This is a genomic window from Acidobacteriota bacterium (assembly GCA_016713675.1).
Classification (GTDB): Bacteria; Acidobacteriota; Blastocatellia; order Pyrinomonadales; family Pyrinomonadaceae; genus OLB17.
In genome coordinates this window covers 333,073-359,301 of the sequence record JADJOS010000001.1, presented here as the reverse complement: position 1 = coordinate 359,301, position 26,229 = coordinate 333,073, and the positions used below count along the sequence as shown (strand labels likewise).

The following is a 26,229-nucleotide window of genomic DNA, read 5'->3' as shown; positions in this document are numbered from 1 at the left end:
TTGTTGGCAGCTATTCAGTGAAGGAACTGCGGATGGCGTTGCCGATCTCCTTGATCGGCAGCTTCGTTTCGTCGCCCGAGGTCATGTTCTTGAGCTTCACATTTCCGCTCGACTTTTCTTCGTCGCCTAAAACACATACGAACGGCACGTCGATCGAATCTGCGTATTTGAACTGCTTGCCGAGCTTGTCGGCCTCAGGATAGACCGTTACCCGCAGGCCCTGTTTTCTAAGGTCGGCGGCGAGTTTGAGCGAATCGGCAATCGACTCTTCATTCCAGATCGTGACCATCACGTCCGCCGATCTTGACGCGGCGATCTCGGGCGGGAACATATTCTTTTCGTCCATCACGACCAAGATCCGCTCAAGCCCGAGGGAAAATCCGCACGCCGGTATCTGCTCTTTGCCGAACATGCCGATCAGCCCGTCATAACGCCCGCCGCCGCCTAGGCTTCCGGCGAGGTCCGGCACCGTGATCTCCATGATCGCTCCGGTGTAATACGAAAGGCCGCGAGCGAGGCTCGGGTCGATGAGGATCGGTGCTTTGTCAGCAAATTTCAGAATTTGGCCGAGTTCGGACAAAGTTTCGTTGCTGACGATATTGATCAGATTGGCGACTATCGTGCGGTTGATGTCTTTTTCCTGATTCAATATCTCCTGCGTTTTTGCAAAGATCTGCATCAGCATCGCTGCCGAATCTTCGGCGATGCCGCGGGTCGCAAGCTCTGCCGCTACGCCTTCGGCGCCGATCTTGTCCATTTTGTCGATGGCAACAAGCGCGTCGGTGTGGAGTTCGTCGGGCACTCCGGCGGTGTCGAGAATGTCGGTCAAGACCTGACGGTGATTGAGCCGGATCGTAAAATCCGTAAAGCCGAGCCGCCGCAATATTTCGCTGACCGCCGACAAGACCTCGGCCTCGACCACCATCGACTCAGAACCGATCGCGTCCACATCACATTGGTAAAACTCACGAAAGCGCCCGCGTGCAGGCCTATCTGCCCGCCAAACCGGCTGTATCTGATAGCGTTTGAAGAATTTGGGCAGCTCGTTCTTGTTGTTCGCGACGACGCGAGCCAATGGAACTGTCAGATCGTATCTCAAAGCCAGGTCGGCGAGCCCTGATTCTCCGCCGCTGACATCAAGCTTTTCGCCGCGTTTCAAAATGCGAAATACGAGCTGATTGCCTTCGTCGCCGTATTTGCCCATCAGTGTTTCGAGGTTTTCGAACGCCGGCGTTTCGAGCGGCTCAAAGCCGTAGCTCGCGTACACCTCTTTGATCACGCCGATCACATAGTCGCGTTTACGGACATCGGCGGGCAAAAAATCGCGTGTGCCGCGGGCTGGTTTAGTACTTGCCATAAGAAATTAAACAGGATGGCCAGGATAAGCAGGATAAAAGATCGACTGATCCTGTCCATCCTGTATATCCTGTTTTAATTTTACCTGAAATTCAAATTCTACGTTGTCGTGACGTAATGCTGCTTTAGTTCGACGTAGTTTCGCCAGGACGTGTCGAGATATGCGATCTCGGCCTCGGTCAGGTCGCGTTTGACGCGGGCCGGCGAACCGATCGCGAGCACTCGCGGCGGAATTATCGTTCCCGGCGAGACGAGCGAACCTGCACCGATGATCGACTGCTCGCCGATGCGGGCATGGTCCATAATGGTCGCGCTCATGCCGATCAGGCATTGGCGTTCGACGTGGCAGCCGTGCAGCGTCACGCGATGGCCCACGGTCACCTCGTCTTCGACAATGGTCGGGCCAAAATCGGAGCTGACGTGGATCATCGTCATATCTTGAATATTGGTCCTCGCACCGATGCGAATGTAGCTGACATCGCCGCGGACCACGCTACCGTACCAAATACTCGCGTCCGCACCGATCTCGACATCGCCGATGATCACGGCATCCTCGGCGACAAATACGGACTCGTGAACCTTTGGTTCGATCGAATTGAATGTCCTGATCATCTCCCTAATTTCCTCCGCAGCATTCCAAACGCCTGCTCGAGTTCGGTCACCCGCAGCAATTTGGCGACTATCACAAACGCGATCCCGCCGAGCCCGATCGGTACAAAAGCCTCGGCCAGACGCAGCGGCAATCCGGCGACGCCAAATTGCCCGACCATAAAGTGGTAGCTAAAATAACAGACCACCGACAACACGGCCGACGCCGCCGTGATCTTCGCGAACGAGAAAAAGATATCGCGGCCGTTGAGCCGTTTGATGCGCCTACGCAATATCAATGCGAGCGCCAGAAAATTGACGATCGCGACGATCGACGTTGCCAGTGCAACACCGACGTGGCCGTAGCCGTGCGGCGTTTCGGGCGTCACGCCGTAGTGCGACAGCCATTCCCGAAGCCCGTAGCTGCCGATGAAATTGACGGCGATCGAGCCCAATGCAATGAGCATCGGCGTTTTGGCGTCATCAAGCGCGTAGAACGCGGGCGATAAGATCTTGATCGCGGCATAGCCTGTCAGGCCGATCGAATAGCCGGCAAGAGCCGCGGCGGTCATGGTCGTCGCGGTCTCGTCAAATTTGCCGCGTTCGTAGATCAGCCGGATTATCGGTTCGCCGAGCACGATCAGGCCGCAGGCGGACGGCAGCGTCATTAGGAAAACGAGGTTCATCGACGACGAGATCGTATCTCGCAGATCTTTGATCTTGCCTTCGCTCGCGAGGCGTGACATTACCGGAATCGCTGCGGTTCCGACCGCGACGCCGAATACACCGATCGGCAACTGCATCAGCCGGAATCCGAAATTGAGCCACCCTTGCGCGCCTTCGATATTTGAGACAAAGTACGTGTTTATCAGTACGTTGACCTGTACCGCCGAGGTTCCGATTATCGCCGGTGCCATCAGTGCCGCAACCTTTTTAATGCCCGGATCGATCAAGCTCAGCACCGGCGAAAAACGGAAACCGACCTTGAACAGCGACGGTATCTGCATAAAGAACTGCGCACCGCCTCCGATAAGTGTGCCGATCGACATACCGATAATTGCCCATTGTGCTGAGGATTCGGGAATAGCATTCTCATCGCCCGCATTCAGCCAGCCGCCGCCGCTCAGCCAGTATGCGAGCCCCAAACCAAAAGCGATCGAAACGATATTGAACACAGTTGATGCCGACGCCGGAATGCCGAAAACGCCCTTGGTATTGAGCACGCCCATCGCCACCGCCGCGAGTGCGACAAGCAGGATGAACGGGAACATTATCTGCGTCAGCGTCGTCGCAAGTGCTGCTTTTTCGGGTGAAAAGCCATCCGCAACAAGATCGACGAACTGCCGCGAAAAGATGATCCCAACGATGCACACCACGCTCAATATCACGGCCAGCAGGTTGAGTACCAGGCTTGCCAAACGCCACGCCTCTTTCTCGCCTTTGTTTACCTGATAATCCGTGAAAACTTTGACGAACGCGACCGACAAGGCGCCTTCGGCAAACAGATCGCGGAGTACATTCGGTATTCGAAACGCCACCACATAAGCGTCCATCAAAAAGCCCGCACCGAAATAACGCGCAAATATCATTTCGCGCACCAACCCCAAAACGCGCGAGAACATGACCGCAATTGAAACGATCCCCGCCGAACGTGCGACGCTCGTTTGCTTGGTCACAGGCTCAGCGATCGCCTCGGGCTCGGCCAGCATTTCCGGCGATTCCTCGGGCTCAATTTGTTCGGTCTCGTTTGTCGCCATTTAAGATACGGATTATCGCATGCACCATTGAATAAAAAAAGGGAGCAAATTCCATGCTCCCTTTTTGAAATGATTGGATTCGCTCTGACCGTTAATACGACTGGCCGCGAGGATTTACGATTCGCGTTCTGGCGAGCAGTACGTCGAGCGAAGTCGGCTGGTAGCCGATCGATTGGGCCCCGCCGAACTGCCCTTGGACGAGCGATACGAAACTGTTCTGGAACGCCCGGAATCTCGGTACGCTGCCGCGTTGGTTGAATATCACGAACAGCAGTTTGCCGTTACGCGTGTTGATCTCGCCCGACAGGGCACTGACGCCGGCGTCGGTGTTGGGGAGTGTGCCGGTCTTGCCGACGACGCTGCCCGGAGCAAAATCAGAATCGAACCGTCCGGCGAGCGTGCCGTTGTCGATGCCGGCGACCGGCATGACGTCGACAAACGTCATCTTGTATCGGCTGAGGTCGTTTCTGAGAGCACGAAGCAGCTTCATCATTGCGTTCGGCGTCACTCTGTTAAAGCCGAGGCCGCTCGAGGTCGCCAGCGAAAATTCGTTCGGAGCAATGCCGGCATTTTGCTGTACGACACGCGAGACCGCAAAAGGCCCGCCCAGCATTTCGCCGAGGCGTTCGCTCAGAAAATTGTTCGAGTAGCACATCATCGCTTTGATGATCTCGCGCAGCGGTGCCGACTCATGCGTGAACAGCAGCTGCAGATTGCTCGGTATCGGCTGGACGTAGGTCGCTCCGGAAAAATAAACGCTCGGAACGCCGCTAACCTGGCCGTATTTGCCTGAATACGAAAGATAGTTGAGCCAGACCCGCGTCGCTCCCGCACTGCGTTTCGACGCATCAAGCGTGCCCGATAATAATTTTGCCGAATTTAGCGACGAACCGCTGTAATTCATGGCGAAATTGTCCGTCACGATCAGGTCGCCCATTACGGTGCGGATGCCCAGCCGGTTCAGCTCGTTGGCAACTGCGACGGCGTGCTCAAATCCGAAGATCGGATCCTTGCCCGATACGTAAACGTTGCCGTTCAGCGTGCCGGTATTTCGGTCGATCGCACCGTCGGTATAGACCATTGTCTGAAAACGGAACTCGGGGCCGAATGTCTTAAGAACCGCGTACGTCGTCGCCACCTTTACGTTCGATGCCGGATTGAACAAAAGTCCCGAGTTAGTTTCGAGTACGATCTTGCCGTCGAGAGTCTCGACGATAACGCCGGAGTAACCCGGAATTTCGACAGCCGCAAGGGCCGGGAACATCGTCCGGACGGCATTGGACGAGGGAACGCCTGCCATCGTCGAACCGCCGGTCTTTTTTACAAGCGGTGTCGAGCTCGGGTACGGCGTCGGCGTCGTATTGCGGACCTTGATGTCCTGTAGGAACGGTGCCGGCTGGGCGATTCCGGCGGCGGCCGTTACTAAGACGGCGATGCATAACCCAATGGCTTTTGTTGTGATAGATCTGAACATTGATGATTTCTTTGTTGAAAGGCAGGCTTTCGCGGCACATGAAAGCGAAGCTGACGCTAGTATAGCACAATTTGCCCGAGATCTATCAATTTTTAGTTGTGCGTTGTTCATAGGGCCAAAAACTGCAGGTCGCAAACATTGGATGGCTGGTTTCGGTCAAGAGATGCAAGCATTATTACAGCTTATGCCATCTATCCGAATTAGTTATACGATAATTGTGAGGAAAAGGGAAGAGTTTTTTTCGCAAGATCGCGTGCGGAAACGCGAGTGTGAACGAGCGTGCCAACACGGTCGTTGATCAAAGACCGCTCGGCGGAATCTCAAGATAATTTCTGACCACTGACCACTGTTCATCGTGCTCCGCGCCCGATCACAGTTGTCGAATCGAGATCGAGGACGAGCCGGCCTTTGTCATCCAGATCGGGGTTGTTAAATACAATGGTCTCGCGCGGTTTGATCCGCAGGTGGCGGCAAAATGTCGAAGCACATATGCGTCTGTAACTTCCGGCCTTGCCGTGTGTGACGATCTTAAAGGCGTTCGTCTTTTGCGGGTCGGTCGGTATCAGCCCGACGATACGCCCACTGTCGTCATTCTGCATCTCGACCGCCGCCGGCGACCCAAGCACCTCATATGCCACGCCGTTCAGATAAAATGTCCCCTTCGGCCCCAACGTCACCCGCGGCTCGCGGCTCGACCGATACGGCTGCTGCCGCCCCTCGAACGTCTCCCATTTGATCTTCCTCACAACGTAAACTCCCTCCAACATGAATTACACATCATAAAGTGTATCAACGATGCAACGCAATGTCAAGAAAGATCTAAGATCGCCGACACGGAATTGGTAAGTTTTTGAATAAATGTTTAGAATCTTCTCGCCGAGCGGAAAAGCTGTGCTTTTCCGCTCGGTGAATAAGAAAAGGCATGATATCTATGTTCCGGATATCCCGAACAATACCTGCATATTATTTCACTTCGATAGCCCATCACCGCTTGCCGATCTTTCGTACTGACAAAGTAAAACAGATACTGTGCGATGCATTCAGCGAAGTTCGAACGAAGCATGGCATACTAATTCTCGCGTATGTGATCATGCTCGATCACGTTCACTTGCTCGTTTATTCACAGAAAGAGATGAGCGATGCCCTTCGCACTCGCTTGAGATATTTGGCGAAGACACGTTTCACCAAAAGGTCGAGTATATTCACCAGAATCCTGTTCGTGCAGGATTTGTAGACGATCCGTTAAAATATAGATTTTCGAGTGCGAGACTGTGGGCAGGGTCCAAGGCTGATGAGCCTTTGCTGACTGACCATTTGAAAATAGACTGGAGATAGCTTTCCTGGTGGAGAAGCTAAGCTTTTATTCACCGAACGGAAAACATTTGCTTTGAGCTCTAATTCGCCGAGCGGAAAACATTTGCTTTGAGCTCCGCTTCGCCGGGCGGAAAACCTGTGCTTTGAGCTCTGATTCGCCGAGCGGAAAAGCTATGCTTTTCCGACCGACCACCCCGCTATGCCCCACAGCACAAGGCCTCCGAAAGACGCTTTCCGCTCGGCGAGTAAGGCAAGCCTGTGAGATCTATCGCAGACCGGCGATGCCAGACGACGCCGACAACATAACTGCAGCCCACGGTGCAAACCGTGGGGATAACCGCCCACATCCCCGAACCGTCGAAGACGGTGATATACCCGTTATGCAGTCGTTTTTTTTATGTCAACAACGTGGTCGAAATTGTTTATTAGCAGAACTTCCACCACGGTTTTGCCTTTGCTTCAACGTGGAGGTCCGAATAGTCTGTCCGGTCGGCGACGGCGATCGCGACGGCGGTTGCCGGAACGAGAAGCTGATCGAGTTTGGAAAGGCCAAATGCCTGCATCAATTGCTCGGTCTCATTCATGTAATAGTGTTGAATGTCTATGCCTGCCTCTTGGGTCAGAGCTTCGCCGGCCAGTTCCGCTTCTCCGTCGACGCTCTGGATCGACCGCTTCATTTCGCCCGATTCGTAGTTCCAAAAGAATGCGCATCCGCTCGTGGTCTGTGCGACGAAAGAGAGGGCCGAGCCGAACCGCTCACTAAGCTGAGCAAGAGCCTTCTCATCGGTCGCGAGCACGTAGCTAAAGTCCATCAGCACCGCCCATTGTCCGTCCTGACAGATTACGTATACCTCTTGGCCGGGATCGGCTTTGGTCCAGTCCGCAGCCGACACAAAGCGCTCGTTTGCATCCTTCCAAGCCCAGATCTCGTCTTCATTTGCAAAGCCGTCTTTCGTCGCGACGATCTCAAACTTCGGCCAAACCTCCGCAAAGGCGTCGATAAACTCCGAAACCGAACCCCGCACAGCAACAAGTCCGATATGCATTCCCATCCTTTTCCCTCTCTTCGATCTTACCTACTCACTGTTTACTGTTCACTATTACCGAAGTCCTCTCAAGTTATTTGCTCAAAGTGCGGTCAATTTCGTACATCACTGACGCCGTTTGAAATACAACTCGGCTGCCATCGTCCCATATTAAATCCTCACCTTCTTTTTGCCCCCCGTGTTCTTGTCGCTGAACTAGGTCACTGACCGTTCCCCAGTAGCGGATAAGTGCATCCAGATGGGCCGCTTTTGCTTCCCCGAGTCTGCCACGGAAAAGAGCGATTACGGTTCGAAGTCTACTGACAGAATGAGCCTTGTCGTTGTCAACTTCCGGTGGTTTATGCTCGTCAACAAGAGCGGTTGTAAATTCCTGAAGAGCCTCGCGACATAAATGACCAATAGTTGTTAGTTGAAGCTCAGAATCACTTTGCCATAAAAGATCGTCGGCGCTTTTCAGCTTTTGGTGCGCCGCTGGATATTTTGTTCGCAGCCGATCTCCGTCAAGGAATTTCTTGACGTTTGACTCCACTACTTCAACCGGTCCGCCGGACCGCTCCTTCAAAGCTTTGTACTAAGCGAAACCAGTTGGAAGGATGTCAAACTGCCATGCGCCGCGAGGAGAGATTACATCAACGTTGATAAAATTCACCCGTCGTAAAACATCAAAATCTCCGGGATAAAGAGAGCAGCGACCTCCCTGAAGCCCTGGGTGTTGAACGATTAAATTAACTTCCTCATCCACATGAAGGGCAAGGAAGGGTACTCGCTTGTTGCTGGGCATGTTTCGAGCAGCTTCCACTAAGATTGCGAGAGCTTCCTCTTGTTCTGGGTCAAGGTGCATAGTTCAATGAACGCGCGGCGTGATGAACACGCCGTCCTGTTGGTTATGCCTTATGGCGTTGGTAGCGCTTCGACTTGGGCTGCAGAGTTCCACGTGGCGATGGCTTTGCAACGTAAAATTGAAAATGGAAAATGTAAAATCTCAGAGCCGGAACGGTCCCGTTTGACGAATGACGCTTCGAAAATACGGTTGGGCGAGTCGAAACGTTTGTGAGGTACGTCAAACATTGGGAAGTCTCCTTCGAGGTTGTGCTTTTGACTCAAAATGCGAGTTTGCCGTCTATCATACACCCGATCTTGCATCTGTCAACGGCGGGGATTAGACACTAATTTGTAGTGATAGTCATCGTCGTAGGTTTCGTCGGGGCTTTGGGGGTTGATCTCAGGTTCTTAGGTACTGTGATCGGACTGAATTTCGCGCCTAGATTCCATGCGTTGGTTAACCTTGTCTTGATCTGCTTCGATTGGACGTTCCCCATTGTGTGGATCGTCGAAATAAATAGTCCGTCAGCATCTATCAAGGCGATCTCTTCGTCGAATTCCGCGCCTTTGCCATCCCCTCCGTAAACCTCAAATTTGCGGTACTCCTTAACCTTTTTACCCGCGACCGTTTTTTCCGTAAGGCTGTATTCTACCGATATTGGGGTTCGCGGGCGGTATATGCGTATCGACCTTGGGCATTCATATTTCTGCGGCCCTGTCCATACCTTACCGTCGGTACTGCAGTAAACATTGTCGCCAAATCCGGTTCGGAGTTGGTACGATCTCGTCGTCTTTCCATTTTCAGTGTTGGTGAAGGTCTGTCGCTCGAGTCCCTCCCCTTGGCGTTCAGTAACGTGGGTCGAACTCGCGATCATTTTTTCGTTCTCAAAGATCTCCGAGGTGAATGTGTGGACAAAAGGAAAACGGCCATTGGTCTCGGATAGGGCATACCGATGGGCACTTTCGTAATCTTCCTGCGAAATTGACTTCGACTGTGCAGCCGCAAAAACCGAAAACCATGAAATAGCGATGATAATGTAGATCGGATTCATAAATAATGCCTCGATGATCCTGACCTTTGGGGTGATGAGGGTTTTGGGAATCAGGGCGTAGAAGTTGGCCATGATCTCTTCAACTTTGGGGCGGCGGCCGGTTAGGTCGAAGCGTCTGTGAGGTACGTCAAACATTGGGAAATCTCCTTCGAGGTTGTGTTTTTGACTCAAAATGCGAGTTTGCCCATTATCATACACCCGATCTCGCATCTGTCAATGACGGAGTACGGACACTCTTGTCCGAAAGGCTGCGGATTCCTTATCAACACGTGGAACTCCGGACGACAGTGCGGCATATGAGCGGATACCAGTGATCACAATGCGTAGCGGGCGATGAAGAGAAACCGCGGATATTGCGGACGATGTTGGGTAGAAAATGTTGAAGACGACGGTGATTAATATTGAGACGTCCGGCGTTCGGATCGGGCGAAAAAGCGATTGTTGCCAGGTGCTTTTTTGGTGTTGCTGGACCGGCTTTTGGGTGTTGCCAAAGGCCAATTTTGTGATGCCCGGAGTGTTTTGGTGCCGAAATCGGCACCAAAAGGTGTGCTAAGTCGTGCGTTTGCAGCGAGTTAGTTGGCTGCAATCAGCATCAAATGCGGCAGATCGATGTGTCGTTGCGATAATGCACGTGAAACAACGGTTTTATCTCACCGTCGCCATCTTCGCCGTGGTTTTAGAGCGCAGAATTGGCCGCGGATCTTGCGGATCAGGCGGATCGAACGGATAAGAAATTTTCTTGATCCGCGATGATCCGCTCGATCCGCTTCATCCGCGGCCAATTCCGGTTCTTACTTGATCTCGAGCTCGAACGGCAGCATCGCGAGGGCTTGGCCGTTTTGCATTTGATCGAATAGGGCAGCGTAGCGGAACAGGCGTCGAATGTCGGCCGGCAGGGCTGATATTACGGCCTCTTGAGCTTCGCGTTCCTTGATGTCAGCAGATGTGTCGTTGTCGAAAAACTACTCGAAGAACGGACGCGGCTCGGGGAAAACGACGCGGCGGACGTCCTTTTCAGCCGGCAGCTCGGCAAGCTGTTTGGCGATATCGATCGCCTTTTCGAGGCCGCCGAATTCGTCGATCAGCCCGTTCGCCTTGGCTTGAGTGCCGGTCCAGACACGGCCCTGGCCGAGCGTATTGGCCTCTTCCGTGGTCTTGTTGCGGCCCTTGGCGACCTTCGGTATGAAATTGTCGTAATAGACGGCGTTGGCCTGTTCGACCATCTTTTCGCGTTCCTCGGGCGTCCATTTTTCGGTCTCGCGAAAGATGCCCGCGTTCTTGCCGCGCATCGTGTATTGGTTTGTGACGCCGAGCCAGGTGTACAGGCCCTTGATCACCGGTTTGCCCATGAACATGCCGATCGAGCCCGTGACGGTCGAGGGTTCGGCGACGATCTTGTTGGCGTTGCAGGCGATGTAATAGCCGCCCGACGCAGCGACATCGGACATCGAGACGACGACCGGCTTTTTGGCCTTGGCGTTCTCTAGCGCGTACCACATCAGGTCCGAAGCGAGTGCCGAGCCGCCCGGCGAATCGACACGAAGCACGATCGCCTTGATCGATCGGTCGGCCGCGGCATCGTTGACGGCAGCGACGATCGTGTCCGATCCGACCATCTGGCCGTTGATCACGCCGTTGCTCGAACGGCCCGAATTTATTGCTCCCGAAGCGTAAATGACGGCGACCTTTTCGCCTTTGTTGAGGCCGAGCGAATCCGACGGTATCTCGCGATATTTGCCGCCGCTGATCGTTCGCAGCTTTGTATCTTCCTTGTAGCCGAGCCGGGCCTTGAGCTCGGTATCGACCTGTTCTCGGTAGATCGCGTCATCGATCAGGCCCTGTGATTTCGCCTGTACGGCCGTGAACGGCGCCGAATCGACCATCGCTTTGACGTCCTCGACCGCTTTGTTGCGTGAGGTCGCGATGGCGTTTGTAAAGCGGCCGTAATACTCGTCGAGGATGGCATTGACGACCTCCTTTTGTCCCTCGCCCATCTCGGTCTTGGTGTATTGATCAGGTGCGTTCTTGTATTTCGGGCCGATCTGGATGACGTCGGTCTCGACGCCGAGCTTGTCGAGCGAGCCTTTGAAGAACATCGCTTCGGCCGCGAAACCATTGACATACAGGCTGCCCGAGGGCGGCACGAAGATCTTTTCGGCGGCGGACGCGATGTAATATTCGCGGTTCATGCCGAGCTCCATGTAGGCGTAAACGGGCTTGCCCGAGGTGCGGAGATCGGCGATCGCATCGCGGAGTTCGTCGGCCTTGCCCCAGCCGATGCCCGGGAAATTGATATCCAACAATACAGCACCGATGCGGTTGTCGACCTTCGCTTTGCGGATCTGCGTCAAAAGGCTCGTGAACGATTGCGTCTGGCTGACGCCGAATGCCTTGGCGAGCGGCTCTTCGGGCACGTAATCAGGCAGATCGCCGGAAACATTGAGCACGAGCACGCTGTTCTCCGGAACACTCGGCCGCCCAAGCGAATCCGCGAACAACGCGATCGCGATGATCCCGACCATCACGCAAACGATAACGACACCGCCAATTATAAGTAAGGTTTTCGAGGTTTTCGACATTCTTTTCTAACTAACTCATCAGCACACAAATCGCTGATCCCATTGAATTTATTTACGCAAAATTACCTGCAAAGGTTTACTTTTTATCGATCCGACAGGCGCTTCATATTTTAACGGACTGACCGATCGAAAGCCAACGCATTCGCCATCGGCTGACATCTACGCTTTAGAGCGTGTGGCCCAATAGGGCTTGGTACTTACCTGGGCCGGCGGGTCGCCAGAGCATGGGGTGTTTATCCAAACACGGCGTGCCTGCACCGGGTATCTGCTCCTAAACAACGCTAGTGCCCTGGATCGGTTTTGGCGTCTCGGCCGTAAGTACGATATATTCAAAGTTTATGGCTAAGAAGGGTTCGATACTCATCTGCGACGACGAAGAGATAATGCGAGACGTACTTGAGACGATCCTCTCGGGTGCGGGCTACAAGGTGGATCTTGCTAAGACCGGCGAAGAAGCGATCGAGGTCTACTCGCAGAGAGTGTATGACCTCGTGCTGATGGATGTGTCGATGCCGGGCATCGGCGGCCTTACCGCGCTTGAGGAATTGATCAAGATCGATCCAGAAGCGATGGTCCTAATGGTGACAGCATACGCAACATTCGACACGGCTATTTCCGCGTGGGAGAAAGGTGCGGCAGGTGTTATCCGAAAGCCATTCCAAAACGAGCAAATTCTCGCGTTTGTGGCACGGGGCATCCGAAATCGGAAGAAGGAAGAAGAGCGCCGTACTCTCCGTCAGGCAATGGCCAAATCCGTAAAGCGAGATGGATTCATCGGCCGCTCAGAGATCATGGAGGACGTGTTTCGACTGGTGGAGCGTGTCGCTCCGGCCCGATCAACGGTGCTGATCACCGGCGAAAGTGGAACCGGAAAGGAACTCGTCGCGAAAGCGATCCACGAGGCAAGCCCACGGGCGGACAATCCGTTCGTCGTCGTAAATTGTTCGAATATTCCGTCGGAATTGTTGGAGTCTGAACTTTTTGGCCACACTAAGGGCGCATTTACCGGAGCTGTCGCTTCAAAAAAAGGATTGTTCGAAGTCGCGGATACAGGTTCGATCTTTCTGGATGAGATCGGTGATCTTCGTCCTGAACTGCAGGTGAGATTGCTTAGAGTAATTCAGGAGCGAGAATTTACGCCGCTTGGAGATACTACGCCTGCGAAGGTCGATGTCCGTATAATCGCTGCAACTAACGTTGATCTGAAAGAGGCTGTTCGAAGCGGACAGTTCCGCGAGGATCTGTATTATCGTTTGTCCGTCGTACCTCTCGAATTGCCGGCTTTGCGAAACCGCCGGGAAGATATCTTGCCTCTGACGCAGCATTTCATTAAGAAGTATAACGAAGAGAATGGTCGTGATATATCCGAAAATGTTTCGCCCGATGTTTTGTCGCTGCTCGAGAATTACAACTATCCGGGTAACGTCCGCGAACTCGAGAACATTATCGAACGTGCAGTTGTGATCGCTCAGACGGATGAGATCACAGTTGAATGTCTCCGCCCGGAAGTGCGGGATCCGAACCTTGCGTTCAACATGATGAAAAGCACGGAAGGATCATCGAGTGAACTCGACATCGCCCGCGGCGTCAACTTTTACGACGAGGTCAAAAAGTATGAGATCGATCTGATCCGCCGTGCATTGGAACAGACCGGCGGACATCAATCTCGTGCTGCCCGACTACTTGGCCTTAATGCGACCACGTTGAATTCGAAAATAAAGACACATAATATCCCCACTCGAAATTGATCAACTTCGCGATCTTTCCTGAGCAAGCCCGCCATTATCGCGTGACTGACCAATTGCGCAAAATATTCAAATTTTTGCACAAATCTCCGATAACGCAGTCGGAAATCAATTTACTAAATATATAAGCTACCAGTTTATAAGGGCTTGTTTATCGTTGTTTCGTGGCATAATTTTTGCCTTTTAACATCTGTGTTCACATACAATTTGTATCCACCCGGATTTGAATCGAACTACAATTAGACTTAGGAGGAGCAGAATGAGGAAATTTTTGGTTGTAGCTCTTGCTACTTTTTTTGCCGCATTTTCCGCATATGGCCAAACGGCTACGGGCGGAATTTCGGGAACCATCACAAGTCCCGACGGCGGCGTAATTCAGGGAGCCACGGTCGAGGCTAAGTTTAACCAGACCGGAAAGTCATATTCCGCCGTTACCGGAAGTGACGGGGCTTTCAATTTTAACCAGCTGGAACCCGGCATGTACACCGTTACAGTCACTTCCAGCGGGTTTAAGGTATCGAGCTCGACGGATGTCAAAGTCGATATCGGGCGCGAATATACGTTCAACAGGACACTTGAGGTCGGTGCCGTAACCGAAACGGTAACAGTGACCGCGGGTGCGGACGTTATCACGTCCAACAGTGCTCAGGTCACGAGTGTTGTCAGTCCGCAGCAGATCCTTTCGCTTCCGCTGTTGGCCCGTAACCCTCTCAACTTGACGACGCTGCAAGCGGGTGTTCAAAGCAACCCGTTCCAAGGTACGTCGATCAATGGTCAGAGGACTACACTCACGAATATCACCCGTGACGGCATAAGTATAAATGACCAGTTCATTCGTGCAAACGCGACCGACTTTGCTCCCGGCCGGCCGTCCGTCGACGATACCGGTGAATTTACGATCTCAACATCTAATCAGGAAGCCGATACCGGCTCGGGTGGTGCTCAGATCATACTTGTGACGCCTCGCGGCACGAGCGAGTTTCACGGAGCTCTGTTCGCTTATAATCGCAACTCGAGATTTGCGGCGAATAACTTTTTCAACAACCGCACACCTGACATAAATGGTGTTCAGCAGGAGATTGCTAAGAAGCCGCCTTTCCGCAACCGTAACCAATATGGCGGAAAGATCAGCGGGCCTTTTCCAACTCCGATGTTTGGCGAAGGAACTCCGTATTTCAGAAAGAACAAGGGATTTTTCTTCTTTGCGTATGAAGGGATCAAGGATCCTCTTGCCCAGCGTTATACACGTACGATCTTGACCCCGGCAGCTCGTGCCGGAACGTTTACGTTCTTGCGTGCCGCACCGCCGGCAGGTTCGACGGCCAATCCGATCAATAGCGGCGGCATTTCGTGTCCCTCGACAGCCACGGGAAGCGTTTGTACGGTAACTAACATTCTTGCGTTTGCTCAAAGCCAGGGCATCTTAGGTATCCCGAACGCGATCAATCCGATCATCCAGGATCTGGTTCTTGGACCTATGCCAACGGCTGGCAATACAACCGGCGGCGATGGCCTGAACACAACGGGCTACGGTTTTAACCGTAGATTTGACACTACCCGCGAAACTTATACTACAAGGATAGATGTAGACATCACGAAGCGTGACACGTTGTCGGGCGTTTATTCCTGGAACAAAGAGAACGTGCTTCGTCCGGATGTGGACACAGCCAACTATACCGAAAGTCCGGATGTCACACAGTATTCACTGAATAAGACGCTTTCGTTGACTTACCGCCGTGTTCTTTCGAACACAATGGTGAATGAACTTCGTTACGGGATATTTACCAGTGAGGTTCCTTTTGCGCGAGTCAGCCAATATCCTGCTTTCTTCCTTGGAGGACAGGGAACCACTAGCGGAACGCTTGCCGGATTGGTCAATCAACCTAATATTTTTCTCGATCAGGGCCGTAACAATAAGCTGTTTACCTGGGCCGATAACATGAACTGGATCGTTGGCAAACATTCATTGAAGTTTGGCGGCCAGACCCAGCTTTATAAGGTCAACTCGTATAATGACGTATTGATCGTTCCGAACTACAACATTGGCCCTTCGTCAGTGGTGGCTCCCGGTGTAAACAACACAAACCTTACGACCGGTAACTTCCCGAATAACTGTACGCCTGCTTGTGCGACCAGCGTTATCAGCACTGCACAGGCCGGCACGGCCAGTAATTTACTTGCGCTGCTCGCAGGTATCGTCAATCAGCGAGTTCAGGGTTTCAACACAGCCACGCCTACTTCGGGTTACGCTCCGGTCAGAAACCTGTCACCGTTCCGCAATTCGAATCATGCCCTGTATTTTTCGGATAGATGGTCGGCGGCTCGTGGGTTGACCATTTCCGGCGGCGTGCGTTGGGAAATGTACCCGGCGATGAAGATCAACAACGGATTGTCGCTTGAACCGGTCATTGCAGATCCAAATAACCCGGCGGCAAGTTTGGTGACGGGTAATGGAACATTTAACGTGGTCGGCACGAATGCCGGACAAGAGTATTTGTATTACAAGACCGACTGGAATAACTTTGCCCCTTCGTTGGGTATTGCGTGGACGCCGAATGTAGGCGGATTTCTTGGCCGTTTCTTCTTTGGAAACGAGGGTCAGACCGTTATCCGCGGCGGCTATAGCCAAGCGTATGGTAATGACTCGATCATCACTTCATTAAACAACACGCTTAGTGGGAATGTCGGCCTCGGCCGTGCATCCTCTTCAGCGATCGGCCCGACCGGAACAACCGCTGTTAATGACAGATTGGGCGGCAATAACACGCCGATCCTTCCTCCGGTATTCATCCCTCCGCCGAGGTCGTTCCTACAGAACAACACGGCGACCCAGGGTTTCTTCGGCGTGGCAAATGCGGTTGACCCGAAACTGCAGATCCCGCGAACGGATCAGTACAGTATCGGAATTCAGCGTGAATTGCCCGGCAACATCGTGTTCGAGGCCCGTTATGTCGGGACGAGAAGCGATAACCTGGCCCGCGGTATCGACCTTAACGAGATCGACGTTGTGAACAACGGATTCCTCGGGGATTTCGTTCGTGCTCAGCAGAATCTCGCTATCTCGATCGCGGCGAATGGTGGAAACATCAACAATGCTACACCGTTCTGCAACAATGCCGGATGCGTACCGCTCACTATCTTCCAGAACGGCGGAGCAGGTGCTCCGGGCCGCCTGGTGGTTGGAACAGGGGTAACGTTGGCTGTCCTTCGAGCACAGCTTCAGGCAGGAACTGTGGCAGATCTGGCACAGTTGTTTATTTCAAACAATTTGAACAATCACCCGACCGTTGCAAACCCCGCCTTGGTCCCTCGGATCGGTTTTTACCAGAACCCTAACATCGGGCAGATCGAGTTGTTCACAAATGCCGGATCATTCCATTACAATTCGATCCAATTGGAAGGCAGGCGTAGGTTCTCGCAAGGGCTCTACTTCCAGGTGAATTACACCTGGTCGAAGAACATTACCGATACGGTCGGTACTTCGCAGGCATTGTTTGAGCCGTATTTGCAAAACAACAATCGGGACCTTGACCGGCAGCGTGCCGATTTTGACCAGACCCATACGTTCAATTTTAATGGAATCTACCAATTGCCATTCGGCAAGGGTAAGAAGTTCATGAATATGGGCGGAGGCTGGGATAAACTCTTTGGAGGTTGGGAAGTGTCGGGGCTCATGCAGTGGAGCAGCGGCGCACCGATCAGTTTTGTGGATTCTCGCGGAACTCTAAACCGAGGTGTCCGTTCCGGACGCCAGACGCCGTTCAGCACGTTAACGGATGATCAGATCCGTGCGTTGTCCGGCATCTACGAGAGCAACGGACGGATCTATTGGATCAATCCGTCGATAATCAACACCGCCGGCCAGGCAGCAACGGGCTATATCTATCCCGGACTCAGCACTAACGCTGCGTTTGACGGACAGGTATTCTTTAACGTTGCACCCGGACAGACAGGTAATATTGGACGCACGCAGCTAAATGGTCCAAAATCCCTTAATGTGAACATGGCGTTGTTGAAGAACATCCGCTTTACCGAATCAATGCGTGTTCAGTTGAGAGCTGAGGCATTTAACGTGCTTAACAACGTCAACTTGCGAAACAATACGCAGCTAGCGAATATCAACGCCACGAGCTTCGGCCAGATCACTTCAGCGGGTGATGCTCGTATCTTCCAGTTTGCAGCTCGATTCGAATTCTAGTTTAGGCCTCTTGGCTTATTTTGTACTGCCGCTCTTTTTGAGAGCGGCAGTTTTTTTGTCTCGACAGTTCAGTTCGCGGCCATCAAGCCGTTATACTTGACTGATCCTAAAATGGGAAATGACGGTGTAAATAATGCAGATATCTCGTTGACACCGCTCGGTGCGGGCGATCTGATCGATCGCGCCGTAAGATTTTACCGAAGGAACTTTCTGACCTTTGTGATGATCGCAGCTCCGCCCGTCGTAGCAGGCACTTTCATTTCGGTCGTTTGGACGATGCTCGGGCGACAGTTATTCACGGTCGATCTAGATCCGCGGTCGGCAGACACGACGCTGTATAGCCTATTTGTCTGGTTCGGAAACGCTGTGATCTGGTTGACCGAGATGATAGCTACATTAGTAGTGATGGGCGGGGCGTCGCGAAATTTCGTCAGGCATTTGCTCTTCGGCGAGCGAATTTCCTTTCGGGACACTTATGACAATACGCGAAAGCGGATCTTCGGCCTGATCGGGGCGTCGGCACTTATAACGATCTTGTTATCTGTCATCGGAATTATTTTCTTCTATTTTGGGATGATAATAACGGGGCTGGTGATCGTTCTCATTGTCGGGATATTTAGTTCGATACCGTTGGTCGCGACGATCCTTTCGATCATCGCCGGAATTCTCGGTGTTGGAGCGACAATTTGGTTGTTTTTCCTGATCGCTTCGCGTTTCGCATACGTGCCTCAGGTCATGCTGGTCGAAGGTCAGGGCGTTGCTTCGGCGGTAGGCCGCAGTGCGAGTCTGGCAAGTGGAAATGTTAGGCGTTTGATCGCTCTGTTTTCGTTCACTTTGGTCGCAACATATTCAGCCTTGGCGATCCTGTACGTACCGTTGGCATGGTATGCGTGGGGTGCAGGTGTCGAGGTAATGTCGTTTAGTACGGACCTTATTCCAGCGTGGTACGAAATTGCTTATAATCTAATCTGGCAGATCAGTTTGATATTGCTCTCGCCTGTCTGGATGATCGGGCTTTGTTTGCTCTATGTTGACGAGCGGGTCCGATCAGAGGGTTATGACTTGGAGTTAATGGCAGCTCGCAGGCTAGGTGAAATACCAACAGTACCGATGACGTACATCAATCCACTGCAGCCTGCGATCAGTCTCGCACCTCGTGCGGAGGCGACAACTACGAACAATGCTCCAGTGGAAGGCAGATCTCATTCGACCTTGGGTCTGGATCGACAATGAAACCGCTAAAACGCAAAAAAGGCAATGAACGGATCCGACTGCTCGTCATGCAGCTATTGGTGTCATTCATGTTCGTAACCCAGGCTTTTGGAATTGGGCTGGCCGATTACCTTTCAAAATTAGAAGCGGCACGATCTGACGTGGACGTTCTCATTGCCGATGTTGAAAATACAAGGACGGGCAAACGGAACCTGGTTCGAAGTGAAGCCGTGATACTAAGGATTCGTGAAACGCTGCCTCCGGGGCTAAAGATCGACGTGCCTGGCGGAATTATCGAGAGCGATACGCAGTGGCTTATTGCCGAACTGGACGATCTCGAGAGCCGCGTAAACCTATCAGAAAAGACTGCAGTTCTAGTTGGGATCAAAGAACGGCTCGATTCGATCGCCGACCGATTGGACGAACTAAATCAAGCCGCCGCCTCCGAGAGATCAAAGGACGAGGACAAACAGAAACTTGCCGAGATCTTAAGGCGCGAAGAGTATCAAATGCCCGAACCGCCAAAAGAGAGCCTGATAGAACGATGGCTACGCGAGCTAATGGAATGGCTAAGGAATGCATTCCCAAGTCCGGATATCTCTCCGACAAGCGGCTCCGGCGGTTCGTCAATTTCTTTTGTCTTGCAGATCTTGCTATACGGAGGATTGGCGGTTGCGATCGGTTTTCTTATCTACCGGTTCGTGCCGTTTCTTGCCAACCGACGCGGCAGAAGATCCAAAAATAAGAAAGCTGACCGAGTGATACTCGGGGAACGAATTGCTGCCAATGCATCGGCTCACGACCTCTTTACGGAGGCCGATGATCTCGCCAGGACGGGTGAACTTCGGCTCGCTATCCGAAAAGGTTATATTGCTCTTCTTTGCGAACTGAGCGACCGCAAACTGATAGGTCTTGCCAGACACAAGACAAATCGCGATTATCTTCGGGACGTCCGAAGGCGGCCGAGGCTGTTTGAAAATATGGCCGGCATGACAAGGACTTATGAGCAGCATTGGTACGGCTTAAAGCAAATTGAAGCGAACGAGTGGGAGGACTTCCGGGCCACGTATCAACGTGCCGTGAACGACACCGGAAAGCAATGATCTTTTGATCAAAGTGAAACAAAGGCTATTTATTATTCTTGGCGTTTTCATACTTGGTGCGATCCTGATCGGGCTGAATGCGGCCTCGTACACTCAAAAGCCAAAAGTAGTCGATAACGAACTGCAGCCAAATCGATCGACTTTCAATTCGGGGCCAACAGGTACGCAGGCGTTTTACTCGCTGCTTTCGGAGACAGGCCGCAAGGTCGTTCGCTGGCAGGAATCGACCGAAGCGCTGTTAACTGCCCGAGATCGCAAGCCAGATGTGTTCGTAATAATAGGACGCATTCGGCGGGATATCACTGACGCGGAGTCAAAGTACTTGCTGAAGTGGGTTTCCGGCGGCGGCCGACTCGTTTTGATCGATCGGGCACCGCCAACTGAGTTATTAACAACGAGTGCCGATTGGACGATCGAGTTGTCGATTCCCAACTATGGCAAACTGCTTAGCGTTGACGCGACTGACTCGACGGCGTTGATCAAAGACGTCGCGGCGGCACGGCCGGGACAGCCGACGCTACTGACTGCAAAAGTAAATTCGATCCAGCCATCGATATTTACTTCGGATGTCACATTTCGGCGGATGACCGAACAAGAATCAAAAGATAGAGGCACGCCCAACGATGATGACGTCGCGACTCCGGATAATGGTGAAAATCGAGAGGTCGGCGAGGCGCCCGTCTCACATTTTGTTTCGGGAAACAAAAATATTGTGGTCGATGTGCCTTACGGCTCGGGGAGGATCGTCTTTGTCTCAGATCCTTTTATTGTGTCGAACGCCGGGATTTCTCTGGTAGATAATGCACAATTGGCGATCAATCTTGTGGCGACTCGAGACGGAATTGTTGCGTTCGACGAATTTCATCATGGCTTTGGGTCGAATAATAATCGGTTTGTCGAGTACTTTGCCGGAACACCCGTTGTCGCGATATTTTTCCAATGTCTCGTACTCGTTGGGTTCATTTTCTACTCCAAAAGCAGACGATTTGGGCGTTCTGTTCCTGAATTCGAGGCAGACAGGCTTTCAAAACTCGAATATGTTTCGGCAATGGCCGAAATGCAGCGGCGGACGCGATCATTTGATCTCGCGATCGAAAACATCTATCGTGATTTTCGCCGTCGAGCATCGCGGCTTCTCGGTCTTGATAACCATGCGGTTACGACAAATGCCCTATCGATAGCAATCGCAGAACGAACTGGGATCGACCAACATATTGTTGAAAAGACGCTCGACGATTGCGAACAAATCATTTTCGGCGAACCGACGAACAAGAGCGAGGTGCTTGTTCTTGCAAAGCATATTCGCGAATTTGAGGACGCTTTGGGGATGCGTCGGCGCATAAAGGGCTAGATGCGAGGAAAGTCATGCCGACGTACGAGCTTATTTTACTGATATTAGTGTTCCTCGCGACAAGCTTTGTCGGGGTGGTAACAGGCAGCAATTCGCTGATCGCAGTTCCCGTGATGTTTCAGGTTGGCGTTGACCCAAAAGTCGCCGTCGCGACAAATATGTTCGGCCTCGTTTTCATGTCGATCGGGGGGACGATACCGTTTTTAAGAAAGGGATCGATCGATATGCGAAAGATCTCACCGCTGCTGGTGTTGACGCTGATCAGTTCGGCGATCGGTGCCGCCCTCGTGGGTCTTATATCGAATACGAGCATCAAGCTGATAGTATCGATCGCCATGATACTTGTCGCGGTGTTTATACTGCTCAAACGCGATTCCGGTGTCGATCAACTGGAACCGATATCGCGGCGTTCGTTGGTTGTAACATTCATATTGACCTTTTTGCTTGGTATATATGGCGGAATATTCAGCGGCGGTTATGTGACTATCTTGACTGCTGTATTGGTCGCGTTTTTCGGGATGCAATTTACCGAGGCGGTTGCATCGACCAAACTAATAAATGTCGTCTCCTCAGCGATTGCCACTGCCGTTTTCATGTGGCAAGGTTTAGTGGATTATTCGCTCGGTATTGTCCTCGGCGTGACGATGTTTGCCGGAGCTTATCTCGGGGCACATTACGCGACCAAACTTAATGATATGTGGTTAAAGAGAATATTTTTGACAACCGTTTTTGTGTTAGCGATAAAGACAATTTACGATTTCATTTAACAGATGCTAAATTCCACACCCTCAACAGTTGCACATATCCGGAACGAGCTTTCCAAAACGATAGTCGGGCAGGACGATGCGATCGAGCAAATACTTGTGGCTTTGCTCGCCGAAGGGCACGCGTTGATCGAAGGCGTTCCCGGGACGGCGAAGACGCTGATCATAAAAACGATCGCCAAGATAATCGGTGCCGGGTTCTCACGTATACAGTTTACGCCCGACCTGATGCCCTCGGATATCACCGGCACGAATGTCTTCAATATGCAGACGTCCGAATTCAGCTTGCGGCAGGGGCCGATCTTTACCGACATTCTGCTCGCCGACGAGATCAACCGGACGCCGCCAAAAACGCAGGCCGCTCTGCTCGAGGCGATGGAAGAACGTCAAACGACAATTGACGGAGAACGCTATCCGCTTTCGCCGATCTTTACGGTCCTGGCGACCGAAAACCCGATTGAATACGAGGGGACATATCCGCTGCCCGAGGCCCAGCTCGATCGATTCTTGCTCAAGATCCTTATTGATTATCCGGAGGAAACCGAAGAGCAGGAGATCGTCGCACGATGGGATGCCGGATTTAACTCACGACATCTCGAACAGGTCGAGTTGACCCCGATCTCGGACCCAACCGCAATACACATTTGTCGAAACGAGGTCCGCACGATGAGAATGGAGCCGGGCGTACAAAAGTATATTGTCGACATAGTCAGAAAGACGCGTTCACATCCGTCGATACTGTACGGAGCAAGTCCGCGAGCGTCGGTCGCACTGCTTCTTTGCTCAAAGGCCCTTGCGGCGATTCGAGGCCGTGATTTTCCTACGCCGGATGACATTCGTGATGTGTCGCTGCCGGTTCTTCGTCATCGACTCGCATTGCGTGCAGAGGCCGAACTCGATGGAGCGACAACTGACGCAGTCATCTCTGATATCATCCAGACAGTTGAAGTGCCCAGATGAACTCCAATCCTTTTAGATATTTGCTATTTGCCGCGATCCTTATCATCGCCGGATCGGCGTATTCGCAAAATGCAAGGATCCCTGAATGGATCAAGAAAGAGAAGTTTCTTCGCGCCTGCGAAACGGCGGATATCGAGGCAGTCAAGAATTATCTCAAACAGGGCATCTCGCCCGACACGCGTGACATATTCGGCCAGCCGGCGATCCTCAGAGCGGTTCGCGGGTTTGACGTATTTCGTAATACACCTGAGGTGATCAGGTTGCTCCTGGCTGCGGGTGCAGATATCAATGCGACAAATGAGTTTGGCTCGACCGCTTTATTTGGGACCGTACGGATGCCAGACACACCGATGAACCCGCAAGGTCTGCTCCTCAGATCGGGTGCTGACGTCAACAAGAAAGACAAATACGGCAAAACCTACGCTGAGCGAAAGTACTACGACGACCACGAAGCGGTCGAAGACGACGATATGGCCTGGCGGCTGCTGCTCGAGGATGACATCAACTGGTCTGCTCCGTGGGAAACTGTACAGAAAATGCCCCGTCACTCTAACTCCGCCACGGCCATGATGGCCGCGTCATATTATGGAATCGTATTTGGACGGACCCCGGATCGCTACAAGACCGAATGGCAGGTCGAGGTCGATAAGAATGGGGAAACGTACCTTTTCTATTTTGCAAGCCGCCCGCAGCTCTATACCGACGAGCTTTTTAGTCTTGATCACAGGGCGGTCAATAAGGTGAGCAAAAAGGGCGATACGGCTCTGATGCGTGCCGTCATGTTTGACAACGGATGGCTAGTAAAGAGATTGATGTCTGCGGGAGCTGAGGTCGATCGACGCGATCTTGACGCAAAGAACGCACTCGAATATGCTGCCGAATACGACTATTTCGATTCAACGCTACTGCTGTTGGGCCGGGCATTCCCAAATCTACCCAACAAAAAAGGGCGGACGGCACTGATGGTCGCTGCAGCGAACGGGAGCATCAACACGATGAGAGCTTATTCGTATGCTCTGCAATTTGCAGCAAGGGCTCCGGCCGAGGCCGCTAAACTGCCCCGCGCAGAAAGAAAGCAAATGCTGGAGCTGGCGGCCTTATTTCGCAAGATCGATCTAAATGTTAAAGATCAGGACGGTATGACAGCTTTGATGCTGGCTGCCGAAGGCGGCCATACCGAAATCGTAAAAACCTTTGTGTTGCTCAAGGCAAATGCGAAACTCACCAACATCGCCGGCAAAACAGCTCTCGACCTCGCCCGTGCCAAGGGCCACAAAGACATAGTCAAACTACTCACGGCCGGACGGTGACTCACCGGTTTCTCCGCTTTGCCCAGTTTTGGCCGCCGGAACCTTGTCCTTCGGTTTGTCAGTTGTTTTTGGAGTCTTTGGCGGCGGTGTTGCCATTGGTTTTGGTGTAGCCGTTGTTGTAGGGGCTTGTTGAACCGTGGTGTTGCCGGCAGTTGATCTTGGCGTCGGCGTCGGTTTTACATCCGGAGTAGTGTTCGCCGGAATCGGCACGAGAATAATACCACCTTCGTTCGGCATGAACTGGCTGGGGCTATTCGGGTCGATCGTCACGACCTGACCGCCCTGAGGGATCATCTGCGGTTGCGGAGCACCGATAGGCGGGGCTCCAATTGGCGGGGCCCCGCCGTTTGCCCAAGGATTGTATCCGTCACCGCCAGGAAGCGTTCCCGGAGGTATCATTTCGCTATTCGCGTTCAGCATCAGCGATGCATCCGTGTCGCCGATCATCTTCATCAAGCCGTCTTCTTGTGCACCAGTCGCCGGATTGATCGGCTGGACGGGAAGGCTGTTTGCATCGATCGTTAGAGCCGCTGTCGTAGGATCGGTCTTCTTGCCCATCGTGAAATATATCAATGTACCTCCCAACAGAGTGATCCCGGCGAGCACTAAAAATGCGGTCTGCCAAATATTCTGCCCAGAAGCCGCCGCTGCTGCCTTTTTCCCAACGAGTTCGGTCGATAGTCGATCAAGGTCTTCTGCGAGGTCCGCCATTGACTGATACCGATTTTCCGATTCGCTCGTCATTGCGCTTAAGATTATCGGCTCGATCTGCGGGTGGAGATCCTGGCGAAAGGCTGAAAGCGGCGGCGGCTGTTCCTTTTGTTTCGTGTGGATATCAGCGGCGGTCATTCCGTCGAACGGTACCTCACCTGCGAGCATCTCGTAGAGCATAACGCCGAGCGAATAGATGTCACTGCGTTCGTCAGCTACGGGGAAATTAGTGCACTGTTCAGGAGCGAGATATCGCACATCGGCGTCACGAGGTACGGACATGTTATCCGAGCCGAAGCCGAGAACCTTGACGGTTTCAACGCCGTCCATGTCGTCCACGAATACGTTTGCAGGTGCCAGGGTGCCGTGGATCGCACGATGTTCGTGAGCGAATGCTCCCGCAGCGGCTATTTGTCCGGCAATATTGACGGCACGGGTTTGTTCGAAATTGGCATCGCCAGTCAAAATGCCAGATAGCGTCACGCCCGACACGCTTTCATAGACCGCGTAGACGATGCCTTTTGAGTCGGTGCCGAAATCATTAAGCTTAAGGATGTTTTGATGGTCCAATGCCGCCGCGGCCCTGGCCTCATCCAAAAAACGTTTTGACCAGCGAGCGTCCATCGCCAATGCGGGCGTCAGGATACGCAGCATCAGCGGCTTGCCGGTAATATCGTGAACGCCGAGATAGAGGTCGCCTGAGTCGCTTTCGCGGACGAGGCTCTCGACGCGGTATTTGTCGGCTATGAGTTTTCCAATAAAGTCGTTGACCATTTGTATTTAGAACGCTCAAAACAGCGTCAGGTTGCAACTAAAAGCATAGAACTATGCGGCATTTCTTTCAAGAAGTTTCTGCTTGAATAAACTCGCTACCTATTTTGCGTAGA

Annotated in this window: 19 protein-coding genes; 9 read left to right on the top strand and 10 right to left on the bottom strand. The window is 52.6% G+C overall.

Translation table 11 applies throughout. The annotated features are described in order from the left end of the window. Positions 1-10: 10 nt before the first annotated feature. The 5 genes from hisS to IPK01_01640 form a co-directional block, all read right to left on the bottom strand. A complete protein-coding gene (gene hisS, locus IPK01_01660) occupies positions 11-1,357 on the bottom strand; it encodes a histidine--tRNA ligase (GenBank protein MBK7932205.1) in 1,347 nt (448 codons plus the stop codon). Positions 1,358-1,455: 98 nt separating this feature from the next. Then, positions 1,456-1,968 carry a gamma carbonic anhydrase family protein gene (locus IPK01_01655; protein MBK7932204.1) on the bottom strand — a complete coding sequence of 171 codons (513 nt, stop codon included), beginning with the start codon at positions 1,966-1,968 and terminating at the stop codon, positions 1,456-1,458. Beyond that, on the bottom strand, positions 1,965-3,701 hold the full coding sequence (murJ, locus tag IPK01_01650; protein ID MBK7932203.1) for a murein biosynthesis integral membrane protein MurJ: 1,737 nt from the start codon (positions 3,699-3,701) through the stop codon (positions 1,965-1,967). The genes IPK01_01655 and murJ overlap by 4 nt, the downstream gene beginning before the upstream one ends. Positions 3,702-3,792: 91 nt before the next feature. Then, on the bottom strand, positions 3,793-5,175 hold the full coding sequence (locus tag IPK01_01645) for a D-alanyl-D-alanine carboxypeptidase (protein ID MBK7932202.1): 1,383 nt from the start codon (positions 5,173-5,175) through the stop codon (positions 3,793-3,795). Between the two features lie 350 nt (positions 5,176-5,525). Further along, positions 5,526-5,921, bottom strand: coding sequence for a hypothetical protein (locus tag IPK01_01640; protein MBK7932201.1), 396 nt, complete (start codon positions 5,919-5,921; stop codon positions 5,526-5,528). A gap of 185 nt (positions 5,922-6,106) precedes the next feature. On the opposite strand from IPK01_01640, the gene IPK01_01635 reads away from it, so the two are divergent. Further along, entirely contained in the window at positions 6,107-6,409 is a 303-nt protein-coding gene (locus IPK01_01635; GenBank protein MBK7932200.1) for a transposase, read from the top strand. Between the two features lie 505 nt (positions 6,410-6,914). Here IPK01_01635 and IPK01_01630 read toward each other — a convergent pair. From IPK01_01630 to sppA, 4 genes are all read right to left on the bottom strand, one after another. Beyond that, positions 6,915-7,535 carry a hypothetical protein gene (locus IPK01_01630; GenBank protein MBK7932199.1) on the bottom strand — a complete coding sequence of 207 codons (621 nt, stop codon included), beginning with the start codon at positions 7,533-7,535 and terminating at the stop codon, positions 6,915-6,917. Between the two features lie 73 nt (positions 7,536-7,608). Continuing rightward, entirely contained in the window at positions 7,609-8,064 is a 456-nt protein-coding gene (locus tag IPK01_01625) for a hypothetical protein (GenBank protein ID MBK7932198.1), read from the bottom strand. Positions 8,065-8,701: 637 nt separating this feature from the next. Then, positions 8,702-9,544 (bottom strand): hypothetical protein, encoded by an 843-nt coding sequence (locus IPK01_01620; GenBank protein MBK7932197.1) that lies wholly within the window; start codon positions 9,542-9,544, stop codon positions 8,702-8,704. An 827-nt stretch (positions 9,545-10,371) separates the two neighbouring features. After that, positions 10,372-11,988 carry a signal peptide peptidase SppA gene (gene sppA / locus IPK01_01615; protein ID MBK7932196.1) on the bottom strand — a complete coding sequence of 539 codons (1,617 nt, stop codon included), beginning with the start codon at positions 11,986-11,988 and terminating at the stop codon, positions 10,372-10,374. 338 nt (positions 11,989-12,326) lie between these two features. Here sppA and IPK01_01610 point away from each other — a divergent pair, with 338 nt between their 5' ends. From IPK01_01610 to IPK01_01575, 8 genes are all read left to right on the top strand, one after another. Beyond that, positions 12,327-13,736 (top strand): sigma-54-dependent Fis family transcriptional regulator, encoded by a 1,410-nt coding sequence (locus IPK01_01610; GenBank protein ID MBK7932195.1) that lies wholly within the window; start codon positions 12,327-12,329, stop codon positions 13,734-13,736. Positions 13,737-13,992: 256 nt separating this feature from the next. Beyond that, on the top strand, positions 13,993-17,931 hold the full coding sequence (locus tag IPK01_01605) for a carboxypeptidase regulatory-like domain-containing protein (protein ID MBK7932194.1): 3,939 nt from the start codon (positions 13,993-13,995) through the stop codon (positions 17,929-17,931). Between the two features lie 96 nt (positions 17,932-18,027). After that, positions 18,028-19,164: a hypothetical protein gene (locus IPK01_01600; protein MBK7932193.1), complete on the top strand. Its 1,137-nt coding sequence runs from the start codon at positions 18,028-18,030 to the stop codon at positions 19,162-19,164. Continuing rightward, entirely contained in the window at positions 19,161-20,246 is a 1,086-nt protein-coding gene (locus IPK01_01595; GenBank protein MBK7932192.1) for a DUF4129 domain-containing protein, read from the top strand. The genes IPK01_01600 and IPK01_01595 overlap by 4 nt, the downstream gene beginning before the upstream one ends. 13 nt (positions 20,247-20,259) lie before the next feature. Continuing rightward, complete coding sequence (locus IPK01_01590; GenBank protein MBK7932191.1) at positions 20,260-21,597, top strand: DUF4350 domain-containing protein; 1,338 nt, start codon at positions 20,260-20,262, stop codon at positions 21,595-21,597. A 14-nt stretch (positions 21,598-21,611) separates the two neighbouring features. Next, positions 21,612-22,364, top strand: coding sequence for a sulfite exporter TauE/SafE family protein (locus tag IPK01_01585; protein ID MBK7932190.1), 753 nt, complete (start codon positions 21,612-21,614; stop codon positions 22,362-22,364). Positions 22,365-22,367: 3 nt separating this feature from the next. Beyond that, entirely contained in the window at positions 22,368-23,321 is a 954-nt protein-coding gene (locus IPK01_01580) for a MoxR family ATPase (protein MBK7932189.1), read from the top strand. Then, entirely contained in the window at positions 23,318-24,631 is a 1,314-nt protein-coding gene (locus IPK01_01575; protein MBK7932188.1) for an ankyrin repeat domain-containing protein, read from the top strand. Before IPK01_01580 ends, IPK01_01575 begins: the two co-directional genes overlap by 4 nt. Here the strand turns inward: IPK01_01575 and IPK01_01570 are convergent. Next, positions 24,611-26,116 (bottom strand): protein kinase, encoded by a 1,506-nt coding sequence (locus tag IPK01_01570; protein ID MBK7932187.1) that lies wholly within the window; start codon positions 26,114-26,116, stop codon positions 24,611-24,613. The genes IPK01_01575 and IPK01_01570 overlap by 21 nt on opposite strands. Positions 26,117-26,229 lie beyond the last annotated feature (113 nt).